Raw genomic sequence first — 17,612 nt, 5'->3', positions numbered from 1 at the left:
GACCGGAGCCGCCAGCGTCGCACCACCCCACCGGGTGACCGGCCGACATCGGCCGGATTCACCCGACCGCCCGAACGGCGGGGAGGGTGCGGCGCCCGGTCGGGGGCCGGGCGCCGCACCGTGGCCGGGGTCGGCCGGTGGGTCAGCAGCCGATGGGCGAGGAGCCGACCGCGACGTCGTCGTACCAGAGGGTGTCGCCGCCGTCGCCGTAGCTCTCCCAGCCCAGCCGCAGGTCGGTGACGGCGGGCCGCCACGCCTTGTTCAGCCACTGCTGGTCGATGTCGCGCGTGGGCACGCCGTCGACCTGGAGGCCGGCGACCGCCTCGCCGTTGAGCGAGGTGGACAGCTTGCCGGACGGGTCGATGGTGAACTGGACGCAGTTCCACTGGTTCACCGGCAGCGGCTTGCTCAGCGCGACGCCCTGCGGGCTCTGCTCGGGCAGGGTCGCGTCGTCGGACTCGCGGTTCCACTGGAGGGCCGCGTTCTGGCCGCCGATGCGGAGGTCCTTGCCGTTGTCGGCGCTGTCCTTGAGGGCCGCGAACGTCACGTGCGCCATCGGCAGGGCCGTGGTGTGGCGGACGAAGAACCGGCCGTGCACGGTGCCCGTGCCGGTCAGCGGGGTGCCGAAGAAGATGTGGTTGCAGTAGCCCGCCGCGCCGTTGACGCGCACGGACTTCGAGCCGCTGCGCGCGACCGAGCTGTCGACGCTCACCGTGCCCTGGCCGGTGCAGTTGGCCGCGCCGACGGTCCACTTGCCGCTCGGTTGGCCGCCGGTCTGCTGCTCGAAGTCGTCGCACAGCGTCGCCGTGCCGCAGTCGACCGGGGGCACGTCCGTGGTGGTCGTGGTCGTGGTGGTGGTGGTGGTGGTCGTGGTGGGGCCGTCACCGCTGCACGAGACGCCGTTGAACGAGAAGTCGGTGGGCACCGCGTTCGTGCCGCTGTAGGTGGCCTGGAAGCCGAACTGCGCGCTCGCGCCCGTGCCCAGCGCCCCGTTCCACGGCGCGTTGGAGACGGTGACCCGGTTGCCGGACTGCTTGACGTCGGCGCTCCAGCCGGAGCTGACGACCTGGTTCCCGGCGAAGGTCCAGGAGAGCTGCCAGGAGGTGACCGGAGCGGACTGGTTGGTCACGGTCACGTTGGCGGTGAACCCGGTGGCCCACTGGTTCAGCTTGTAGTCCACCGCGCAGACGGGTGCGGCGCCGGCGGTGCTGTTCCCGCCGATCACCACCAGCCCCGCCGTCGACACCACAGCGGCCAGCGCCGCCAGCAGATTTCGCACAACAACCCCTTCGTTGTCGTTTCTGGGAGCGTTCCCAGAACTGACTGTAACGATCCCGTCACCAACGGGGAATACGCCGAGCGCAGCAACGGTGGTTCCGACGAAGGGGTCTGCGCGGTGTGAACGGGATGAACGGTCACGAAACGGGTGCCCCGGCGCGCGGGTGAAGAGGGCCCCGCGCGCCGGGGACGGTCACAGGCCGTTCGTGAACAGCAGGCGGTTGGCCGTGCCGCCCGTCGCGCCGTTGGTGACGACGTTCGGGGTGGCGCCGGAGTTCAGCCAGTTGTGGACGGTCGCCGACGGCTGGTCGCCGTGGCGCTGCTTGTAGAGCGCGGCCACACCGGCCACGTGCGGCGTGGCCATCGACGTGCCGCTCATCGCACCGGCGGCGCCGGTGCGCAGGGTGGAGGTGATGGCGCCACCGGGCGCGTAGAGGTCGACGCACGCGCCGGTGCTGGAGAACGACGACCGCGCGTCGGTGCGCTCGGAGGAGGCCACGACGGACGCGGTCTCGACCTTGCGGGGCAGGCGGTCGCACGAGTTGCCGCCGGTGTTGCCCGCCGAAGTGGCCAGGAAGACGCCGGCCGCGATCATGTTGCGGATCGCGGTCTCCAGGGCGGCCGACGGGGTGAAGTTCCACGACGTGTTGGCCACGGCCGGCTTGACGTGGTTGGCGGTCACCCAGTTGATGGCGTTGATCGCGGCCGTGGTGGTGGCGCCGCCTGAGCAGTTCATCATCTTCACGCCGTGCAGCCGCACGCCCTTGGCGACGCCGTAGGTGTTCGAGCCGATGGTGCCGGCGACGTGCGTGCCGTGGCCGTGGCAGTCGGTGTTGTTGGTGTCCACGGCGTTGAAGTCGAACGTCGCCCGGCCGCCGTAGTCCGGGTGGCTCGGGGTGATGCCGGTGTCGATGACGTAGGCGTGCACGCCCGCGCCGGTGTAGGCGTAGGTGTAGCTCGCCGACAGCGGCAGGGTGCGCTGGTCGACGCGGTCGATGCCCCACGACGGCGGGTTGGCCTGGGTGGCGTCGAGCGCGTCGGTGACCAGCACGTCCTGCTCGATGGCGGTGACGGCGGGGTCGCGGCTGAGCTTGCGCAGCTGGGCCGGGGTGAGCTTCGCGGAGAACCCGGTGAACGCCCTGTCCCACACGTGCGTCGGGGTGACGCCCGCGGTGGCGGCGACGGCCTGCCCGCTGCGCGCGGTGCGGGCCAGGGCGGAGGTGTCCAGGCTGACGATGTAGGTGTCCGCGACGGGCCGGACCGTCGCGGACGAGGTGGCGTGGTGGACGTCGGCCTGGTGCGCGGGGGCGGCCTGGGCCGCCCCGGCGGTGAGGCCGATGGCCGTGGCGGCGGCGGAGAGGACGGCGAGTGTTCGCGTGGAAGGACGCACGTGTCGGCTCCTCGGGCGGTCCCCGGGCCGGTGCGCTCCGACGCAGGGTTGACGGAGCGGACATCACTCGTCCGGGGTCACCCCAGCAGCCTGACCAGCGGTGATCACGTGGTCAACCGAGGTCGGCCGATCGGCCGCGCGGCACGTCACGCTGGGTGGACATAACCGACAACTGGTAAGGGGGACGTCGCTCGGGCGGCCTCTTGGCCGGGGCCGTCCGGGTCATCGCCACGCCCGCGAGCACCACCAGCACGCCGAGGACCACGCGGGGCGTGAGCGGTTCGCCCAGGACGACCGCGCCGAGGGCGACGGACACCACGGGCAGCAGGTAGCCGACGGTCGCCGCGCTGGTCGCCCCCTCCTCCTCGATCACGCGGTAGTTGAGGACGAACGTGACGCCGGTGGCGAAGACCCCGAGCACGACGACCGCCACGACCGCCGTCGCGTTCGGCGTGGCGGGTGCGCGGTCGAACGGCAGCGCGAGCGCGCTCAGGCCGGTGGCGGCGGCGAGCTGGGCCGCGGACACGGCCAGCGGCGCGCCGTGCCCGACGAGGGTCCGCCCCATGTGGGCGAACGCGACGGCGTAGCTCGCGGCGGCGGCCGCGAGGGCGAGCACGCCCCACCCCGGCACACCGCCCCGCCACGGGGCGAAGATGAGCAGCACCCCGCCGAAGCCGAGGACCAGCCCGAGCACGCGGGTCGGCGTGGTGCCGCGTTCGGAGCCCAGCAGCAGCCCGATGAGCAGCGACCACAGGGGCGTGGTGGCGTTGAGGACGCCGGCCACGCCGGAGTCGACGCTCTGCTGGCCGATGCCGAACAGCAGGAACGGCACGGCGTTGCAGAACAGCGCGGCGACGACGAGGTGCGGCCACAGCCCGCGCGGCAGCCGCTGCCGTGACCGGCGGGCCAGGACCAGCAGCACGCCGGCTCCGAGGGCGCACCGGACGACGGCCACCTGCGCGGGCGAGAAGCCGGTCAGGGCCAGTTCGATCCAGAGGAACGCCGACCCCCACAGCAGGGCCAGCACCCCCGTCCGCAGTGCGCTCCGTCCGGTCATGGGACTACCGTCCCGCGACCGACGCTTCAAGAAAAGTGAAACTTGCTCAAGCCCGATTAAGCCCTGCTTCACGATCAGGCCGGGCCGCCCGGCCCGCCGCGGGGCGCGCGGCCACCGCGGCGGGCCGGGTGTCAGCGGGTGTGGACCAGCAGCTCGTCCACGCCGTGCACGATCGACGCGGCGCGGAACCCCGGCTGCCGGTCGGCCAGTCGCAGGTCCGGGAACCGGCGCAGCAGGGCGGGGTAGGCCGCGCGCAGCTCCATCCGCGCCAGCTCGGCGCCCACGCAGCGGTGCGCGCCGTAGCCGAACGCCAGGTGCGCCGAGGACCCGCGGGCGTGGTCGAAGTCGGGCGTGCCCTCGCGGTTGGCCGCCGACAGCGACACCACGACCACGTCGCCCTCCTCGATCCGCTGGTCGCCGACGTCCAGGGCGTGCCGGGCGAAGCGCGGGAACGCCACCTGCACCACGCTCAGGTGCCGCAGCAGCTCCTCCACCAGCGGCGCGACCGCGGCGTCGTCGTCGCGCATCGAGGCCCGCGCCCGCTCGTCGCGCAGCAGCACGATGGCGCCGAGCGCGAGCATCGAGGCGGTGGTGTCGAACCCGCCGGTGAGCACGCCGTCGGCCAGACCGGCCAGCTCCTCGTCGCTCACGTCGTCGCCGTGCTGGCGGATGATCATCCCGATCAGGCCGTCACCGGGCGAGCGGCGCTCGCGCTCGACGATCTCCTGCATGTACTTCAGCGACTCGGAGATCGCGCCCAGCGCCTGCCCCGCGCCGCCGCCGAACAGGTCGAACCGGGCGGCGGCCAGCTCCTGGAACCGCTCGCGGTCCTCGTAGGGCACGCCGAGCAGCTCGCAGATCGTCAGCGACGGGATCGGCAGCGCGAACTCCTTGACCAGGTCCACCGGACCGGGCGCGGCCTCCATGGCGTCGAGCCGCTGCGTGACGATCTCGTCGATGCGCGGCACGAGCCGGGACAGCCGGCGCATGGTGAACTCGGGCGTGAGCAGCTTGCGCAAGCGCGTGTGGTCCGGCGCGTCCGCGAAGCCGAGACCACCGGGCGACTGCTCGATGCGGCCGACCGCGGCGCCGAGGCGTGCGTAATCGTTACTGAACGCCCCTGTGTCGGAAAGCACTTTCTTGGCCTCGGCGTGGCCGGTGACCAACCACAGCCGCACCCCGAACGGCACGGGCAGGCGGTGCACCGCCCCTGCCTCCCTCATCCGCTCCAGCTCCGCGACCGGAACCACGCCGTCCCGCTTCAGCGGGACCAGCGCACGGTCCGGGAGCAGCGACAACGCCCGTGAACCGATCTTGCCCATCACCCACCGCGTCGCCGAACGCCGTGCGACCCACGCCACCAAGCCGTCGCGCACCGACGCCAGAGTCGACATCCCACACCCCTCATTCCCCAGGTTTGAACTGGTTGACGGTAACCGTACGTAGGGGTGAGCAGCATCGCGCCTGAGGCGGATTGACACGCCGTGATTGGTGAAAGACCATCGGCAATCGCGCGTGAACAGGGGAAGCCGGTCGAAATCCGGCGCTGACCCGCAACGGTGGGTTCCCGCAGGGAACGAGCCCGAACGCCTGTCGTGCGCACCGCGCTCCTGACACCGTCGAGGTCAACGGGTGGGAGCCCAGGGGGCCGACGACGGCCGCCCGGGGCCCGCTCGCGCCTTGCGCCCCGGAAAGGTCGACCATGCCGCTCAGACGGACCGCCGCCGCCGTCGCCGTCGCGCTCGCCGCACTGGCCGCGGCCCCCGCCGCGCAGGCGTGGTCCACCGAGGACCGCGCCGGGACCGCCGGGGGCTGGCTCACCCGGCAGCTCGTGGGCGGCGACCACCTGGAGATCGTCTTCGACGGCGTCGCCTACCCCGACCAGGGCCTGACGCTGGACCTCGGGTTCGCCCTCGCCGCCGCCGACGTCGCCCGGGACGGCGTGGAGCGCATCGGCGCGTGGGTCTCCCGGCCCGAGGTCATGGCCAACTACCTGCACTTCGACGCCCCGGAGCGCGAGTCGTACGCGGGCGCGCACGCCAAGCTCGCCCTGTTCGCCTCGGTGTCGGGCGCGGACCCGGCGGACTTCGGCGGCGTCGACCTGGTGGCCGGCCTGACCGCGCTCAAGGCCCCGTCCGGCCGGTTCACCGACCGGACGGCGTACCAGGACTACTCCAACGGCTTCACCCAGGCGTTCGCGGTGCTCGCGCTCGACCGGGCGGGCGGCGCGCCGCGGGACGCCGTCGACTTCCTGGCCGGCGGCCGCTGCCCGGACGGCGGCTACCCGCTGGTGCCGGCGGCCACGCCGTGCACGCCCCACGTGGACGCCACCGCGATGGCCGTGCAGGCGCTGCTGGCCGCCGATCGACCGGACGACGCCGCACCGGGCCTGACCTGGCTGGAGCGCCGGCAGGCGGACAGCGGCGGGTTCGCCGGCGAGGACGGTTCCGCCGAGGGCAACGCCAACAGCACCGGCCTCGCCGCCCAGGCACTGCGGATGGGCGGCCGGACCGGGGCGGCCGACAAGGCCGTCGCCTTCCTGGAGTCGTTGCAGGTCGGGTGCTCGGGCCCGGAGGCCGACCGCGGCGCGTTCGCGTTCGACCGGACGGGGTTCGCCACGGGCAGCGCGACGCGCGCCACGACGCAGGCCGTGCTCGGCGTCGCCGGGGTCGGCTACGCGGCCCTGTCGTCGGTCGGCGACCGCACGGGCGCGCCGGTGGTCGACTGCGCGGGCACGCCGCCGGGCAGCGGCACGACCACCCCGACGACCACCGGGGCGGCCACCACCGCGACGACGACCACGACCGCGTCGTCCACTCCGGACGCCACGACGACGGACGCGCCTCCCGCGACGCCCACCACGACGACCGAGGTGGTCGCGGTGGGCGGTGGCGGCACGCTCGCGCGCACCGGTGTGGCGGTCGGTCCGGCGCTGTGGCTGGGTTCGCTGCTGGTGGTCGGCGGTGCGCTGGTGCTGGCGCTGGCGCGCGAGCGGCACGTGGCGCGGGGAGGGCGGCGATGACCGGACGCTGGTGCGCCACCGCACCGGTCGCACCGTGACCGGCGGGTGGCGGCGGGTCCTGGCCGTCGCGGCGGTGGTCGGGCTGGCGCCGGTCGCGGCTCCCCCGCACGCGGTGGCGGCCGACTGCGCCGGGGTCGCGGTGGTCGTGGACTTCCGCTCGTTGGGCGGCGGTGTGCGCACGGGCTGCGCGGCGGGCGACCCGGCGTCGGGCACGGGCGCGTTGACCGCCGCCGGGTTCGGCTTCACCTTCGCCGCCCGGCAGCCCGGGTTCGTGTGCCGGATCAACGGCCTGCCCGGCCAGGCCGCGGACCCGTGCGTCGGCACCTCCCCCACTTCGGCGCACTGGTCCTACTGGCACGCCCGACCGGGTGGGTCGTGGGCCTACAGCAGCACGTCGGCGAGCGCGTACGACCCGGCGGTCGGCACCGTCGAGGGCTGGTCCTTCGGCGCGGGCGAGCCGCCCGGTGTCGCGCCGCCCGCGCCCGTGCCGACACCCCGGCCGCCGGTGCCGCAGCCGCCCGCGCCCCAGCCGCCCGCGCCGAACCCGGGACAGCCGAACCCGGGACAGCCCGCACCGGGGCAGCCGGCGGACCAGCCGGGGCAGCCCGTCCAGCCGGGGCAGCCGGGGCAGCCGACCGTCGAGCCCGGACCGACCACGACCCCGGCCGCCGGCGCGCCGCCGTCCTCGTCGGACGCCCCGACCGGTGGCACGTCCGCGCCGTCCCGGACGTCCGCCGGCGCCTCGACCGCGCCGGGCGCCACGTCCGTCGTCGTCGACCCCACCGCGGGCACGTCGTCCGGCGGCACGGCCGGTCTCGTCACCGGCATCGTGCTGGTCGCGCTGCTGGCCGGGCTGGGCGTGTGGACCGCGCGGCGGCGCGCGAAGGCCGCGGAGTGACGCTGCACCCCGGCGCGTGGTGGCTGTGGGCGCTGTCGCTGGGCGCGGTCTCCGGCCGGACGAACAACCCGCTGCTGCTCGTGCTCGTCGTCGTGGTCGCGGGGTACGTGGCCGTGTCGTGCCGCCAGGACACGCCGTGGGCGAGCGCGTACGGCGTGTTCCTGAAGTTCGGCCTGGTGGTGATCGCGATCCGGGTGCTGTTCCACGTGCTGCTCGGCGGCGTCACCGGGCCGACGGTGCTGCTAGTGCTGCCCGAGGTGCCGCTGCCGGACTGGGCGCGGGGCGTGCGGCTCGGCGGGCCGGTCAGCGCCGAGGGCCTGGCGTTCGCGGTGTACCAGGGCCTCCAGCTGGCGACGCTGCTGTGCTGCGTGGGCGCGGCGAACGCGCTGGCCAACGCCAAGCGGCTGCTGAGGTCGCTGCCCGCCGCGCTGTACGAGGTGAGCGTGGCGGTGGTGGTGGCGCTGACCGTCGCCCCGCAGCTGGTGGCGAGCGCGCGGTCGGTGCGCCGGGCGCGGGCGCTGCGCGGTGACGCGGTGCGCGGGGTGCGGGCGGTGCGGGTGCTGCTGGCCCCGGTGCTGGAGGACGCGTTCGAGCGGTCGCTGGTGCTGGCCGCGGCGATGGACTCGCGCGGTTACGGGCGCACGGCGGGCCAGTCGCGGCGGGCCCGGCTGCTGACCGGCGGGCTCGTGCTCGGCGGGCTGGCGGGGCTGTGCGTCGGCGCGTACGGCCTGCTCGACGGCACGTCGTCGCCGCTGGTCGGCGCGCCGGTGCTGGCGGTCGGGTCGGCGCTGGCGGTGGCCGGGCTGTGGAGCGGGTCGCGGCGGGTGCGGCGCAGCCGGTACCGCCCGGACCGCTGGGGCCCGCGCGAGCTGCTGGTGGTGGCCTCCGGCCTGGTCGCGGTGTCGGCCGCGTTCCTCGCGCCGGCCGACCTGGGCGGCGCGGCGCTGTCGGCGAGCACCGTGCCGCTGACCGCGCCCGGGCTGCCGCTGCTGCCGACGCTCGGCGTGCTGTGCGCCCTGGCCCCCGTGCTGATCGCGGGCCGCCCGACGGGGAAGAGGACATGATCCGGTTCGAGAACGTCACCGTCACCTACCGCGAGGCCGCGCGGCCGGTGCTGTCCGGGGTGGACCTGCACGTGCCGGAGGGCGAGCTGTGCCTGGTGGTCGGCCGCACCGGGTCGGGCAAGTCGACCCTGCTGCGCGCGGTCAACGGGCTGGTGCCGCACTTCACCGGCGGCACGCTCGCCGGGCGCGTCCTGGTCGACGGCCGCGACACCCGCACCCACCCGCCGCGCGAGCTGGCGGACGTGGTGGGCGTGGTGGCGCAGGACCCGCAGGCCGGGTTCGTCACCGACTCCGTCGAGGAGGAGCTGGCGTACTCGATGGAGTCGCTGGCGCTGCCGAACGCGGTGATGCGCAAGCGCGTCGAGGAGACCCTGGACCTGCTGGGGCTGGCCGAGCTGCGGAACCGGCCGCTGGCCGCGCTGTCGGGTGGCCAGCAGCAGCGGGTCGCGGTGGGCGCGGCCCTCACCGCGCACCCGAAGGTGCTGGTGCTCGACGAGCCGACGTCGGCGCTGGACCCGGGTGCGGCGGAGGACGTGCTGGCCGCGTTGCACCGGCTCGTGCACGACGTCGGCATGACGGTGCTCATCGCCGAGCACCGGCTGGAGCGCGTCGCCCAGTACGCCGACCGGGTCGTGTGGCTGCCCGGCGACGGGGGCGCGCCCGTCGCCGGCGCGCCCGGTCCCGTGCTGGCGCGGGCGCCCGTCGCGCCGCCGGTCGTGCGGTTGGCCCGGCTGGCCGGGTGGGAGCCGGTGCCGGTGTCCATCCGGGACGCCCGGCGGCTGGCCGGCCCGCTGCGCGACCGCCTCGACGATCGCCCCGACGTGCCCCGCTCCCCCGGCGCGACCGTGCTGACCGCCCGCGACCTGCGGGTGCGCCACTCCTCGGTGGACGCGCTGCGCGGGGTGTCGCTGACCGTCGGGGAGGGCGAGCGGGTGGCGGTCATGGGCCGCAACGGGGCGGGCAAGTCGAGCCTGCTGTGGGCGGTGCAGGGCACCGGGAAGCGGTCCGGCGGCGAGGTCGCGGTGGACGGCGTCGACCCGGCCTCCCTCAAGCCGGGGCCCCGGCGGGCCGCGGTCGGCCTGGTGCCGCAGCAGCCCGCGGACCTGCTGTACCTGCACACCGTGCGCGGCGAGTGCGAGCAGGCCGACCGGGAGTCCGGACGACCCGGCGGGACGTGCCGGGAACTGCTGGACCGGCTCGCGCCGGGCGTCCCCGACGACCGGCACCCGCGCGACCTGTCCGAGGGGCAGCGGTTGGCGCTGGTGCTGGCGGTCGCGCTCACCCCGCGTCCGCGGGTCGTGCTGCTGGACGAGCCGACCCGGGGCCTGGACTACCCGGCGAAGACCCGGTTGGCGGGGGCGCTGCGCGACCTCGCCGACGACGGGCACGCGGTCGTGCTGGCCACGCACGACGTCGAGTTCGTCGCCGAGTACGCCACGCGGGTGGTGGTGCTGGCCGACGGCGAGGTGGTCGCGGACGGGCCGACCGCCGAGGTGGTCACCGCCTCACCGGTGTTCTCGCCGCAGGTGGCGAAGGTGCTCGCGCCGCGCCGGTGGCTGACGGTCGCGGACGTCGCCGACGCCCTGGAGGAGGGCCGGTGAACGCCCTGCGCGTGCGCCCGCGCGCCGCGGTCGCGCTGGCCGTGGCGGCGGCGATCAGCGTGGTGGCGTTCGGCTGGCCGCTGCTGGTCTCCGCCGACGCGGGCATCGCGCGCGGTGCCGAGGCCCCGTGGGTGTTCGCGCTGCTCCTGCCGCTGGTGCTGGCCGTGGTGCTGGCCGAGTTGAGCGAGGGCGGGCTGGACGCCAAGGCCGTGGCGGTGCTGGGCGTGCTCTCGGCGCTGGGCGCGGCGATCCGGCCGCTGGGTGCGGGCACGGCGGGCATCGAGACGGTGTTCTTCCTGCTCGTGCTGGGCGGGCGGGTGTTCGGGCCGGGGTTCGGGTTCGTCCTGGGCAACACGATGCTGTTCGCGTCGGCGCTGCTGACCGGCGGCGTGGGTCCGTGGCTGCCGTACCAGATGCTGGGTGCGGCGTGGGTGGGGCTGGGCGCGGGCCTGCTGCCGAAGCCCCGCGGGGTGAAGCCGGGCGGCGGGGCGGAGTTGGCGCTGCTCGCCGCGTACAGCGCGGTCGCGTCGCTGGTGTACGGGCTGCTGCTCAACCTGTCGTTCTGGCCGTTCGCGCTGGGTGCGGCGAGCACGTCGCTGTCCTACCAGCCCGGCGGGCCGCTCGCGGACAACCTGGTGCGGCTGGTGCTGTTCAGCCTGGCCACGTCGCTGGGCTGGGACGTCGGCCGGGCGATCACGACGACGGTCCTGGTGCTGGCGACCGGTCCGGTGCTGCTGCGCACGCTGCGCCGGGCGGCGCGGCGGGCCTCGTTCGCCGATCCGGTGTTCGCCGGTCCGGCGGTTGGTTCCGCGGCCTCGGGCCGGGTCAGCGGGGCAGCAGCGCCGCCACCTCCGCCACCGCGTCCAGCACCTCCGGCGTGACGAACCCGCTGACCGGCTCGGCCTCCGCGACGGTGACCGTGCCGCGTTCCCGCTCGGCGCCGTAGTTGGCCCCGGTGAACGCCACGTCGCCCAGGCCGACCAGCGCGCCGGGCAGCGGGCTGATGTCGCCGGAGCCGGGTTGGTCCAGGAGGGCCTGGAACTCGCGCGCGTCGGCGCGCGAGGCGAACTCCACCCAGGCGACCGAGACGACCATGGTGTTGCCCGCGTCGTCGCCGACGGTGAACAGCGCGCGGTCCATCGAGACGCAGCGGGTGCGCCGGAGGAACTCCCGCACCCCGCCGAACGAGGCCGTGACGCAGTCCGCGCCCTCCCTGGGGCTCTGCGCGTGCGCCCGCAGCCCCATGCGCAGCCAGGCGCCCTCGGCGTCGCCCCGGCGGGCCAGGTCGGCGCCCTCGGCCTTGCGCGCGGCCAGGCCCAACCCGGAACCACCGGCCCCGGAGGCCTCACCGGGACCGGCGCTCAGCCCCACGGCGCCGCCGTACCCGACGGCGCTGAGCGCGACCAGTCCGGCCAGCAGCAGCCCGCCCTTCCCCCCGCCGCCGGCGACCGGGCGCACCCGGCCCCGGTCGTCGGTGTAGAAACCCTTGGGCACGATGACCCCCTCCCCCGGGAAGGTGTAGCAACGCGGGGGGTGGTCGTGACCCGACTTTCGCGGAGAACCGCTCGAACAGCGCAAACCGAACGGTCGGTTCATGCCCCTTCGGGCACCGCGCCGCGGCGCTGCCGCCGGTCGGCCAGCAGCAGCGCGAGCCCGAGCGCGGACATCACCAGGCCGATGCCGTAGGCGGTGCGGTAGCCGAAGTGCTGGGCCGCGCCCAGCAGCGGGCCCGAGGTCATGGCGCTGAGCCTCGCGGTGTTGGTGTAGAGCGTGGTGGCGTAGCCGGGGCGGTCCGGCGCGAGGTCCTGGAAGTAGGAGATGCCCACGCCCATCACCGCGGAGATCACGACGGCGTGCAGCGCCTGCGCGGCCATCACCTGCCAGGTCGCCTGGACCAGGACCATGACCGAGTAGTAGGCCAGGGCCAGCGCGCCGCCCGCGAGCACCAGCACGCGGTGGTCGAACCGGACTGCGAGCGCGCCGAAGCCGAGCATCAGCGGGATCTCCAGCGCCGCGCACAGCCCCAGCACCAGGCCCGCGTCGCCGGCCGTGCCGCCGAGGTCCTCGGTGATGAACAGCGGCATCGCCGCCACGCCCACCGCAGTCGCGCCCTGGAGCAGCACGAACGCGGCGGAGGCCAGCAGGAACCCGCCGCGCGGGCCTGGCCGGTGGTCGACGTCGGCGGCGACCACCGGGTCCGGGCCCAGGCGGGGCAGCCAGATCAGCGTGGCGACGGCCGTGAGCACGTACATCGCGGCGGCCGCGGTGAACAGGCCGGTGAACCCGGCGGCGGTCATCAGCAGCGCGCCCAGCGGCGGGCCGCCGACCCACGCGACCGACAGGGTGGTGCGCAGGCCGCTGATCGCGAACGCGCCCCTGGTGGAGCGCGACCGGTCCAGCAGTTGGCGCGCGTAGGCGAACATCTGGGGCATGTGCGAGGCCGAGAAGGCCCACAGCGTCACCGACACCGCGAGCAGCAGCCAGTAGTCGCGCAGCACGGCGAACAGCGCCAACGCCACCGCGCCGACCACCGAGGCCGCGAACATCAGCGTGCGCCGGACGTCGCGGGTGTCGGAGAACCGCCCGACCAGGGTGCTGAGCACGATCGAGGCCAGCGCGCCGACGAGCAGGAACGCGCCGACCGCGAACGGGCCCGCGTGCAACTCCTTGACCAGGAACAGCGCCATGAACGGCGAGACCAGCGCGTACCCCGTGCCGGACAGCAGGCTCACCGACACCAGGGGCACGAACGGCCGGGAACGGCGGGAGACACGAGGTTCGCTCACAACGGCCACGGATACCGATCCTCGTCGTCCGGGTGCGCGGGCAGGAAGCGGATTTCCGCCCCGCGGCCCGTGAGAGCGGTCACACGGCGTGGTTCAGCCGGTCGCGCGGGCCACCAGGACGGCCATGTCGAGCGGCAGGTCGCGCACGTCCTCCAGGGTGAGCCCGTTGGCGGCCAACAGGTTCCGGTGCTGCTCGGTGGTGCGTTCGCCGCCCTCGACGGTGTTGACCATCATGTGCACGTTGAACGCCAGCGGCAGCGACGACGGCCGGTCCTCCCGGATGGGCCGCTCCACCAGGGCCAGCACCGCGCCCCGGGGCATCGCCGCGCGGACGTTGCGCAGGATCACCGAGCAGCTCTCGTCGGCCCAGTCGTGCATGATCCGGGACAGCAGGTACAGGTCGGCCCCGGCGGGCACCGGGTCGTGGAAGAAGTCGCCCGCGACCACCTCGGCGCGGTCGCCGCACCCGAGCTCGTCCAGCACCCGCCGCCCCGCGCACACGACGTGCGGCCGGTCGAACACGATGCCGCGCAGACCGGGGCCGGCGCCCAGCACGGCGCCCAGCAGCCGGCCGTCGCCGCCGCCGACGTCGACCACGGTGCCGCGCTCGGGCAGGTCGAGCAGGCGGGGCACCAGGTCCAGGAAGCTCGTGCCGGCCGCCATCGCACCCTCGAACAGACGCGCGTCGGCCGGGTTGGCGGCGAAGTGCTCGAACGGCCGCACGCCGTGGACGTGCTCGAACGCGCTGCCGCCGGCGCGCACGGTGTGCTCCAGACCGGTGAAGGAGCGGTAGAACAGCCCGCCGTAGATGCGGGCGAGGTCGCGCTGCGAGCCCTCCGCGTCGCGGCGCAGCATCGCGCCGACATCGGTGAGCGACCACCGGTCGCCGTCGCGGTGGAACACGCCGAGCGCGGCGAGGAACGCGAGCAGCCGGTGCAGCCGGCTCTCCAGCGCCCCGGTGCGCGCGGCCAGGTCCGCGGTGGTGCGCGGCCCGTCGGCGAGCAGGTCGGCCACGCCGAGTTCGGCCACCGCGGCCACGGCGCGGGTGCGCCAGGCGCCGGTCATCAGGTCGAGCATGGCGCGTTGGGGCCGGTCGGGCGGGCCGACGTGCCGGGCCAGCAGGGCGGGCCGCGGGCCGGGCAGCCGCAGCTCCACGTCGGTCGGGCCGCGGAAGCGCAGCGAGGTGGCGTCCCCGTCGTGGTGGCCGCCGTCGGGGCGCAGGCCCGCGTCGAGCAGCGTCGCGTGCAGGCCGCGCAGCAGCACGTCGTCCTCGGTGGTGGCGGTGAACACCAGGCGGTGCCCGTCGGCCGCGGGTCCGGGCAGGACCGCCACCTCCAACCCGCGCGGGCACCCCTCGACCCGGCCGCGCACGACGTGCGCCTCGCCGGGGGCGTGCACCGCGACGCCCAGCCCGACCAGCGCGTCGACCACGTCGCGCACGTCGCCGGTGACCGCGAGGGCGGCGTGGGTGAACTCCAGGTGGCGCGCCAGCCCCGCCGGTGCCCGGGGCACGCGGGCCAGCGCCTCCGCCGTGCCCGCGTCGCGGACGAACCGCACGGCGTCGGCCAGCGCCCGCCGCGCACCCGTGACCGTTCCGGGCACGTCCTCTTGGGGCACGTCCTGTCCTCGGGGCACGTCCTGTCCTCCGGGTGAGGCCGCGCCCCGCGATCGCACGCGGGGCGCGGCGGTGTTCCGCGTGCCCGCCTCAGCTCGTGGCGGGTTCCAGCTCCGGGTGCAGCTCGACGTCGCACCAGCGGACGAGGCCCGCGATCCGCGGCAGGCCGTCGTGGCGCCAGGTGAAGCCCGCCCTGGTCATCGTGCCCGGCGCGCACACCCGGCTCACGCCCAGCCGGGCCAGCTCGCCGGCGACCCGCAGGGCTTCCTCGCCGACCGCGCCGAGGCCGCAGTTCTGGAGGTGCTCGGCGTAGGGGCGCATGTGCTCCACCGCGGCGTCGAGGTCGGGGACGGACACGATCCGCGCCACCCGGTTGCCCGATCCGCTCAGCGGCAGCAGCACGTCGTCGAGCACGACCGTCCACTCCAGCCCGTCGGGGGACCAGACCTCGCTGTCGTCGGTGGTCGCGGCCCGCCACTCGGCGACCAGCCTGCGGCGCTGGAGCGCGGCGGCGTCGTGGACGTCGATCGCGCCGGGCGGGCTGTCGGCGGCGGCGCGGCGCATGGCGTCGGCCAGGTGCCGGGCCACCGCGCGGGCGTGCCCGGCCTGCACGAGGTAGACCTGCGGCGACAGGCATGCGTGCTGGTCGAAGTCGCTGCAGTCGGCGGCGATGCGGCGGGCGACCTCGGCGGGGCCGTGCAGCTCCACGTAGGCGTCGCCGACCACGCCGAAGGACAGCTTGTGGCCGTGCTCCTCGTAGACCTGGTGCGGCAGCACCCTGGCCCGGATCGCGGCGCACGCCTCGTCACCGCCGTAGGCGATGACCGCGTCGGCCTGGCCGAGCGCGGCGTCGAGGGACGCGTGGTCGTCGCGGTCCCAGTAGGTGGCGACCACGGCGTCGGCCAGGACCGGCTCGACGTCGTGCAGGGTGCGCAGGAACGCGGCGGTGAAGTGCGGCTCCTTGGCCGGGACCTTGGCGATCACGCTCGCCTTGACCAGCAGCGCCCGCACCAGCGAGCGGGCGGGCAGGCCCGGCACGTTGCCGGAGAACACGGCCAGGACGGTGCGCGGGCCGATCGCGGTGGTGCCGCCGCGGAACCCGTCGAGCACCTCGGGGTCGCCCAGTTCGCGCTCCAGGGCGGCCAGCAGGGACTCGGCGCGCAGGTTGCCCAGCTCGGCGTCCAGGGCGCGGTCGATGGTCTCCTCGGACATGCCGGTGACCAGGGCGGCGTCGCGCACGGCGGCGCGGCGCTCGGCGAGGTCCCGCTTGGCCCACCGCTCGGCGGCGGTGTCGATCGCCTCGACGATGCGGCGCACGGGCAGTGCGCGCAGCCGTTCGCGGGCGGCCCGCAGGCCCTCGCCGAGGGCGGCCCAGTCGGTCGGCCTGGCGCCGCGCCACTCGTGCTCGCCGGAGCGCAGGACGAACGGTGCTCCGCCGGGCGGCATCCACCGCGGGGTCCACGACACGCTCACGCGGCACCTCCGGTCATCGTGTCGAGGGTGAGCGAGCAGCCCCGGCTGGTGCTGCCCGCGATGCGGCCGGCGACGGCGACGCCCTCGTGGGTGGCGATGCCCAGGTCCCCGGTGAGCAGCACGTGCGGCCGGTCGAGGATGGACAGGTCGGTGATCTCCAGCAGGCCGGTGCCCTCGGCGAGGTACTCGCGGGTGCGGGGGTCGCGGACCTTGGGGCCGCCGGCGACGTGGGAGGCCTTGGGGCGTTCACCGAGCGGTCCCACGGGGGTGTCGGCGGCGTCGTAGAGCTGGTTGGCCAGCTCGGTCATGCCGAAGATGTTGACGAACCGCTCGACGCCGAAGACGCGGCCGACGGTGGCGCGCAGGTCGGCGACGTTCATGACGCGGGAGCGCCCCTTGAAGCCGCCCCCCTCGTACACCGCCGAGCCCGGCGGCAGCCGCCAGATCCGCCCGCGCGTGTCGAGGGCGTCGCAGATGTTGACGAACGCGAAGGTCCCGCCGAGGAGGACGACGGGCAGGCCCTCGGCGACGGCGGCGTCCAGGCGCGACTCCAGCAGCCCGAAGTCGACGCCGCCCGCGCCGACGACGGCGGTGCTGAGGCGCGGGTCGCCGCACGCTTCCAGGATGCGGGCCATGTCGAAGGCGATCGCCATGTCGGGTGCGGCCTCCTCGGTGGGCGCGAAGGCCACCACCACGGGCCTGACCGGCCCGGTGTCGATGACGCGCCGGGCGCGGGCGCCGAGGGCGATGGCCTTGAGCTCCAGCCCCGGCGCGGTGTAGCGGACGACGCCGCGCGCGCTGCCGGTGGTGCCGCTGGTGCGGAACACCCGCGCCACGGGCGCGTCGGGGAACAGGTGGGGTCCGCCGTCCTTGTAGGCGGCATCGGGGACGCCTACCCCGTGACCGACCTGCTTCCAGTACCTGGCGACGTCGGGTGAGTTGGCCACGGCCAGCTCGACCAGCTGTTCGTGCAGGTCGAGCGGGTTTCCCACCTCGTCGGCGACGAGCAGCGCCATCTGTTCGACGAGCCGCGCGACGTGGGGGTCGTCGTGGGCAACAGTCATCGACCGCCTCCTGCGTTCATGGTCATCGTGACAGTCGGCCGACAGCGATCGCGGCCGACGAGGCCCGTCCCCGGAAGGCGTTACCGCCGAACGGGGGGTCATCGGATACCGAAGGATGCCTCACAAAGGTCCGGCGCGGAACGAAGCCGCGTGTTCCGCTGCGGTACCCGGAACGCCGGACGTCGTCGCGGGACCGTTCCGGGTGCGGCGCGGCGCAGGGCTGTGAACGTCGGACCGGTCCCGCTGGCCCGGCCGGTCCCGCGCGGCTCCACCTGCGCCGTTCCCGCGAGGTGCCCCCGTGCGGGTGGGCGACGGCGCGACGTGTCCGGGTCCCCCGTCCGGGCTCGTGCCTCACAGGGGGCGG

General features: G+C 75.3%; 14 protein-coding genes and 1 riboswitch. Of the genes, 5 read left to right on the top strand and 9 right to left on the bottom strand.

Annotation, left to right across the window (positions count from 1 at the left end; genetic code table 11):
• Window positions 1-142: 142 nt before the first annotated feature.
• The 4 genes from J2S66_RS10535 to J2S66_RS10520 all read right to left on the bottom strand — a co-directional run bounded on the left by J2S66_RS10535 (window position 143) and on the right by J2S66_RS10520 (window position 5,119).
• Window positions 143-1,279 carry a cellulose-binding domain-containing protein gene (locus J2S66_RS10535; protein ID WP_310306712.1) on the bottom strand — a complete coding sequence of 379 codons (1,137 nt, stop codon included), beginning with the start codon at window positions 1,277-1,279 and terminating at the stop codon, window positions 143-145.
• 192 nt (window positions 1,280-1,471) lie between these two features.
• Window positions 1,472-2,668, bottom strand: a complete 1,197-nt coding sequence (locus J2S66_RS10530; protein WP_310306710.1) for a S8 family peptidase — start codon at window positions 2,666-2,668, stop codon at window positions 1,472-1,474.
• 112 nt (window positions 2,669-2,780) lie between these two features.
• On the bottom strand, window positions 2,781-3,725 hold the full coding sequence (locus tag J2S66_RS10525; RefSeq protein WP_310306708.1) for a DMT family transporter: 945 nt from the start codon (window positions 3,723-3,725) through the stop codon (window positions 2,781-2,783).
• A gap of 131 nt (window positions 3,726-3,856) precedes the next feature.
• Complete coding sequence (locus tag J2S66_RS10520; protein WP_310306706.1) at window positions 3,857-5,119, bottom strand: cytochrome P450; 1,263 nt, start codon at window positions 5,117-5,119, stop codon at window positions 3,857-3,859.
• Between the two features lie 78 nt (window positions 5,120-5,197).
• A riboswitch (cobalamin riboswitch) is annotated at window positions 5,198-5,337 on the top strand.
• A 90-nt stretch (window positions 5,338-5,427) separates the two neighbouring features.
• Between J2S66_RS10520 and J2S66_RS10515 the strand changes: the two genes are divergently transcribed.
• From J2S66_RS10515 to J2S66_RS10495, 5 genes are read left to right on the top strand one after another with little or no spacing between them, the layout of a single operon-like run.
• Window positions 5,428-6,747, top strand: coding sequence for a prenyltransferase/squalene oxidase repeat-containing protein (locus J2S66_RS10515; protein ID WP_310306704.1), 1,320 nt, complete (start codon window positions 5,428-5,430; stop codon window positions 6,745-6,747).
• Window positions 6,689-7,645 (top strand): hypothetical protein, encoded by a 957-nt coding sequence (locus tag J2S66_RS10510; protein ID WP_310306702.1) that lies wholly within the window; start codon window positions 6,689-6,691, stop codon window positions 7,643-7,645. Before J2S66_RS10515 ends, J2S66_RS10510 begins: the two co-directional genes overlap by 59 nt.
• Window positions 7,642-8,709, top strand: a complete 1,068-nt coding sequence (locus J2S66_RS10505) for a CbiQ family ECF transporter T component (protein ID WP_310306701.1) — start codon at window positions 7,642-7,644, stop codon at window positions 8,707-8,709. The genes J2S66_RS10510 and J2S66_RS10505 overlap by 4 nt, the downstream gene beginning before the upstream one ends.
• Window positions 8,706-10,310 (top strand): ABC transporter ATP-binding protein, encoded by a 1,605-nt coding sequence (locus tag J2S66_RS10500; protein WP_310306699.1) that lies wholly within the window; start codon window positions 8,706-8,708, stop codon window positions 10,308-10,310. The genes J2S66_RS10505 and J2S66_RS10500 overlap by 4 nt, the downstream gene beginning before the upstream one ends.
• Window positions 10,307-11,191 carry an ECF transporter S component gene (locus J2S66_RS10495; protein ID WP_310306697.1) on the top strand — a complete coding sequence of 295 codons (885 nt, stop codon included), beginning with the start codon at window positions 10,307-10,309 and terminating at the stop codon, window positions 11,189-11,191. Before J2S66_RS10500 ends, J2S66_RS10495 begins: the two co-directional genes overlap by 4 nt.
• On the opposite strand, the gene J2S66_RS10490 is transcribed toward J2S66_RS10495, so the two are convergent.
• From J2S66_RS10490 to J2S66_RS10470, 5 genes are all read right to left on the bottom strand, one after another.
• Entirely contained in the window at window positions 11,136-11,804 is a 669-nt protein-coding gene (locus J2S66_RS10490; RefSeq protein WP_310306695.1) for a hypothetical protein, read from the bottom strand. The two genes, J2S66_RS10495 and J2S66_RS10490, sit on opposite strands and share 56 nt — an antisense overlap.
• 98 nt (window positions 11,805-11,902) lie before the next feature.
• The gene (locus tag J2S66_RS10485) at window positions 11,903-13,096 is read right to left on the bottom strand and encodes a sugar efflux transporter (RefSeq protein ID WP_310306694.1); all 1,194 of its coding nucleotides are present in this window, start codon (window positions 13,094-13,096) and stop codon (window positions 11,903-11,905) included.
• 93 nt (window positions 13,097-13,189) lie between these two features.
• On the bottom strand, window positions 13,190-14,731 hold the full coding sequence (locus tag J2S66_RS10480) for a methyltransferase (protein ID WP_310306692.1): 1,542 nt from the start codon (window positions 14,729-14,731) through the stop codon (window positions 13,190-13,192).
• Window positions 14,732-14,801: 70 nt separating this feature from the next.
• Window positions 14,802-16,184 carry an acyl-CoA reductase gene (locus tag J2S66_RS10475; RefSeq protein ID WP_310306690.1) on the bottom strand — a complete coding sequence of 461 codons (1,383 nt, stop codon included), beginning with the start codon at window positions 16,182-16,184 and terminating at the stop codon, window positions 14,802-14,804.
• On the bottom strand, window positions 16,181-17,248 hold the full coding sequence (locus tag J2S66_RS10470) for an acyl-CoA reductase (RefSeq protein ID WP_310306688.1): 1,068 nt from the start codon (window positions 17,246-17,248) through the stop codon (window positions 16,181-16,183). Before J2S66_RS10470 ends, J2S66_RS10475 begins: the two co-directional genes overlap by 4 nt.
• Window positions 17,249-17,612 lie beyond the last annotated feature (364 nt).

The organism is Saccharothrix longispora (genome assembly GCF_031455225.1).
GTDB classification, from domain to species: domain Bacteria; phylum Actinomycetota; class Actinomycetes; order Mycobacteriales; family Pseudonocardiaceae; genus Actinosynnema; species Actinosynnema longispora.
This window is presented reverse-complemented; position numbering and strand designations above follow the sequence as displayed.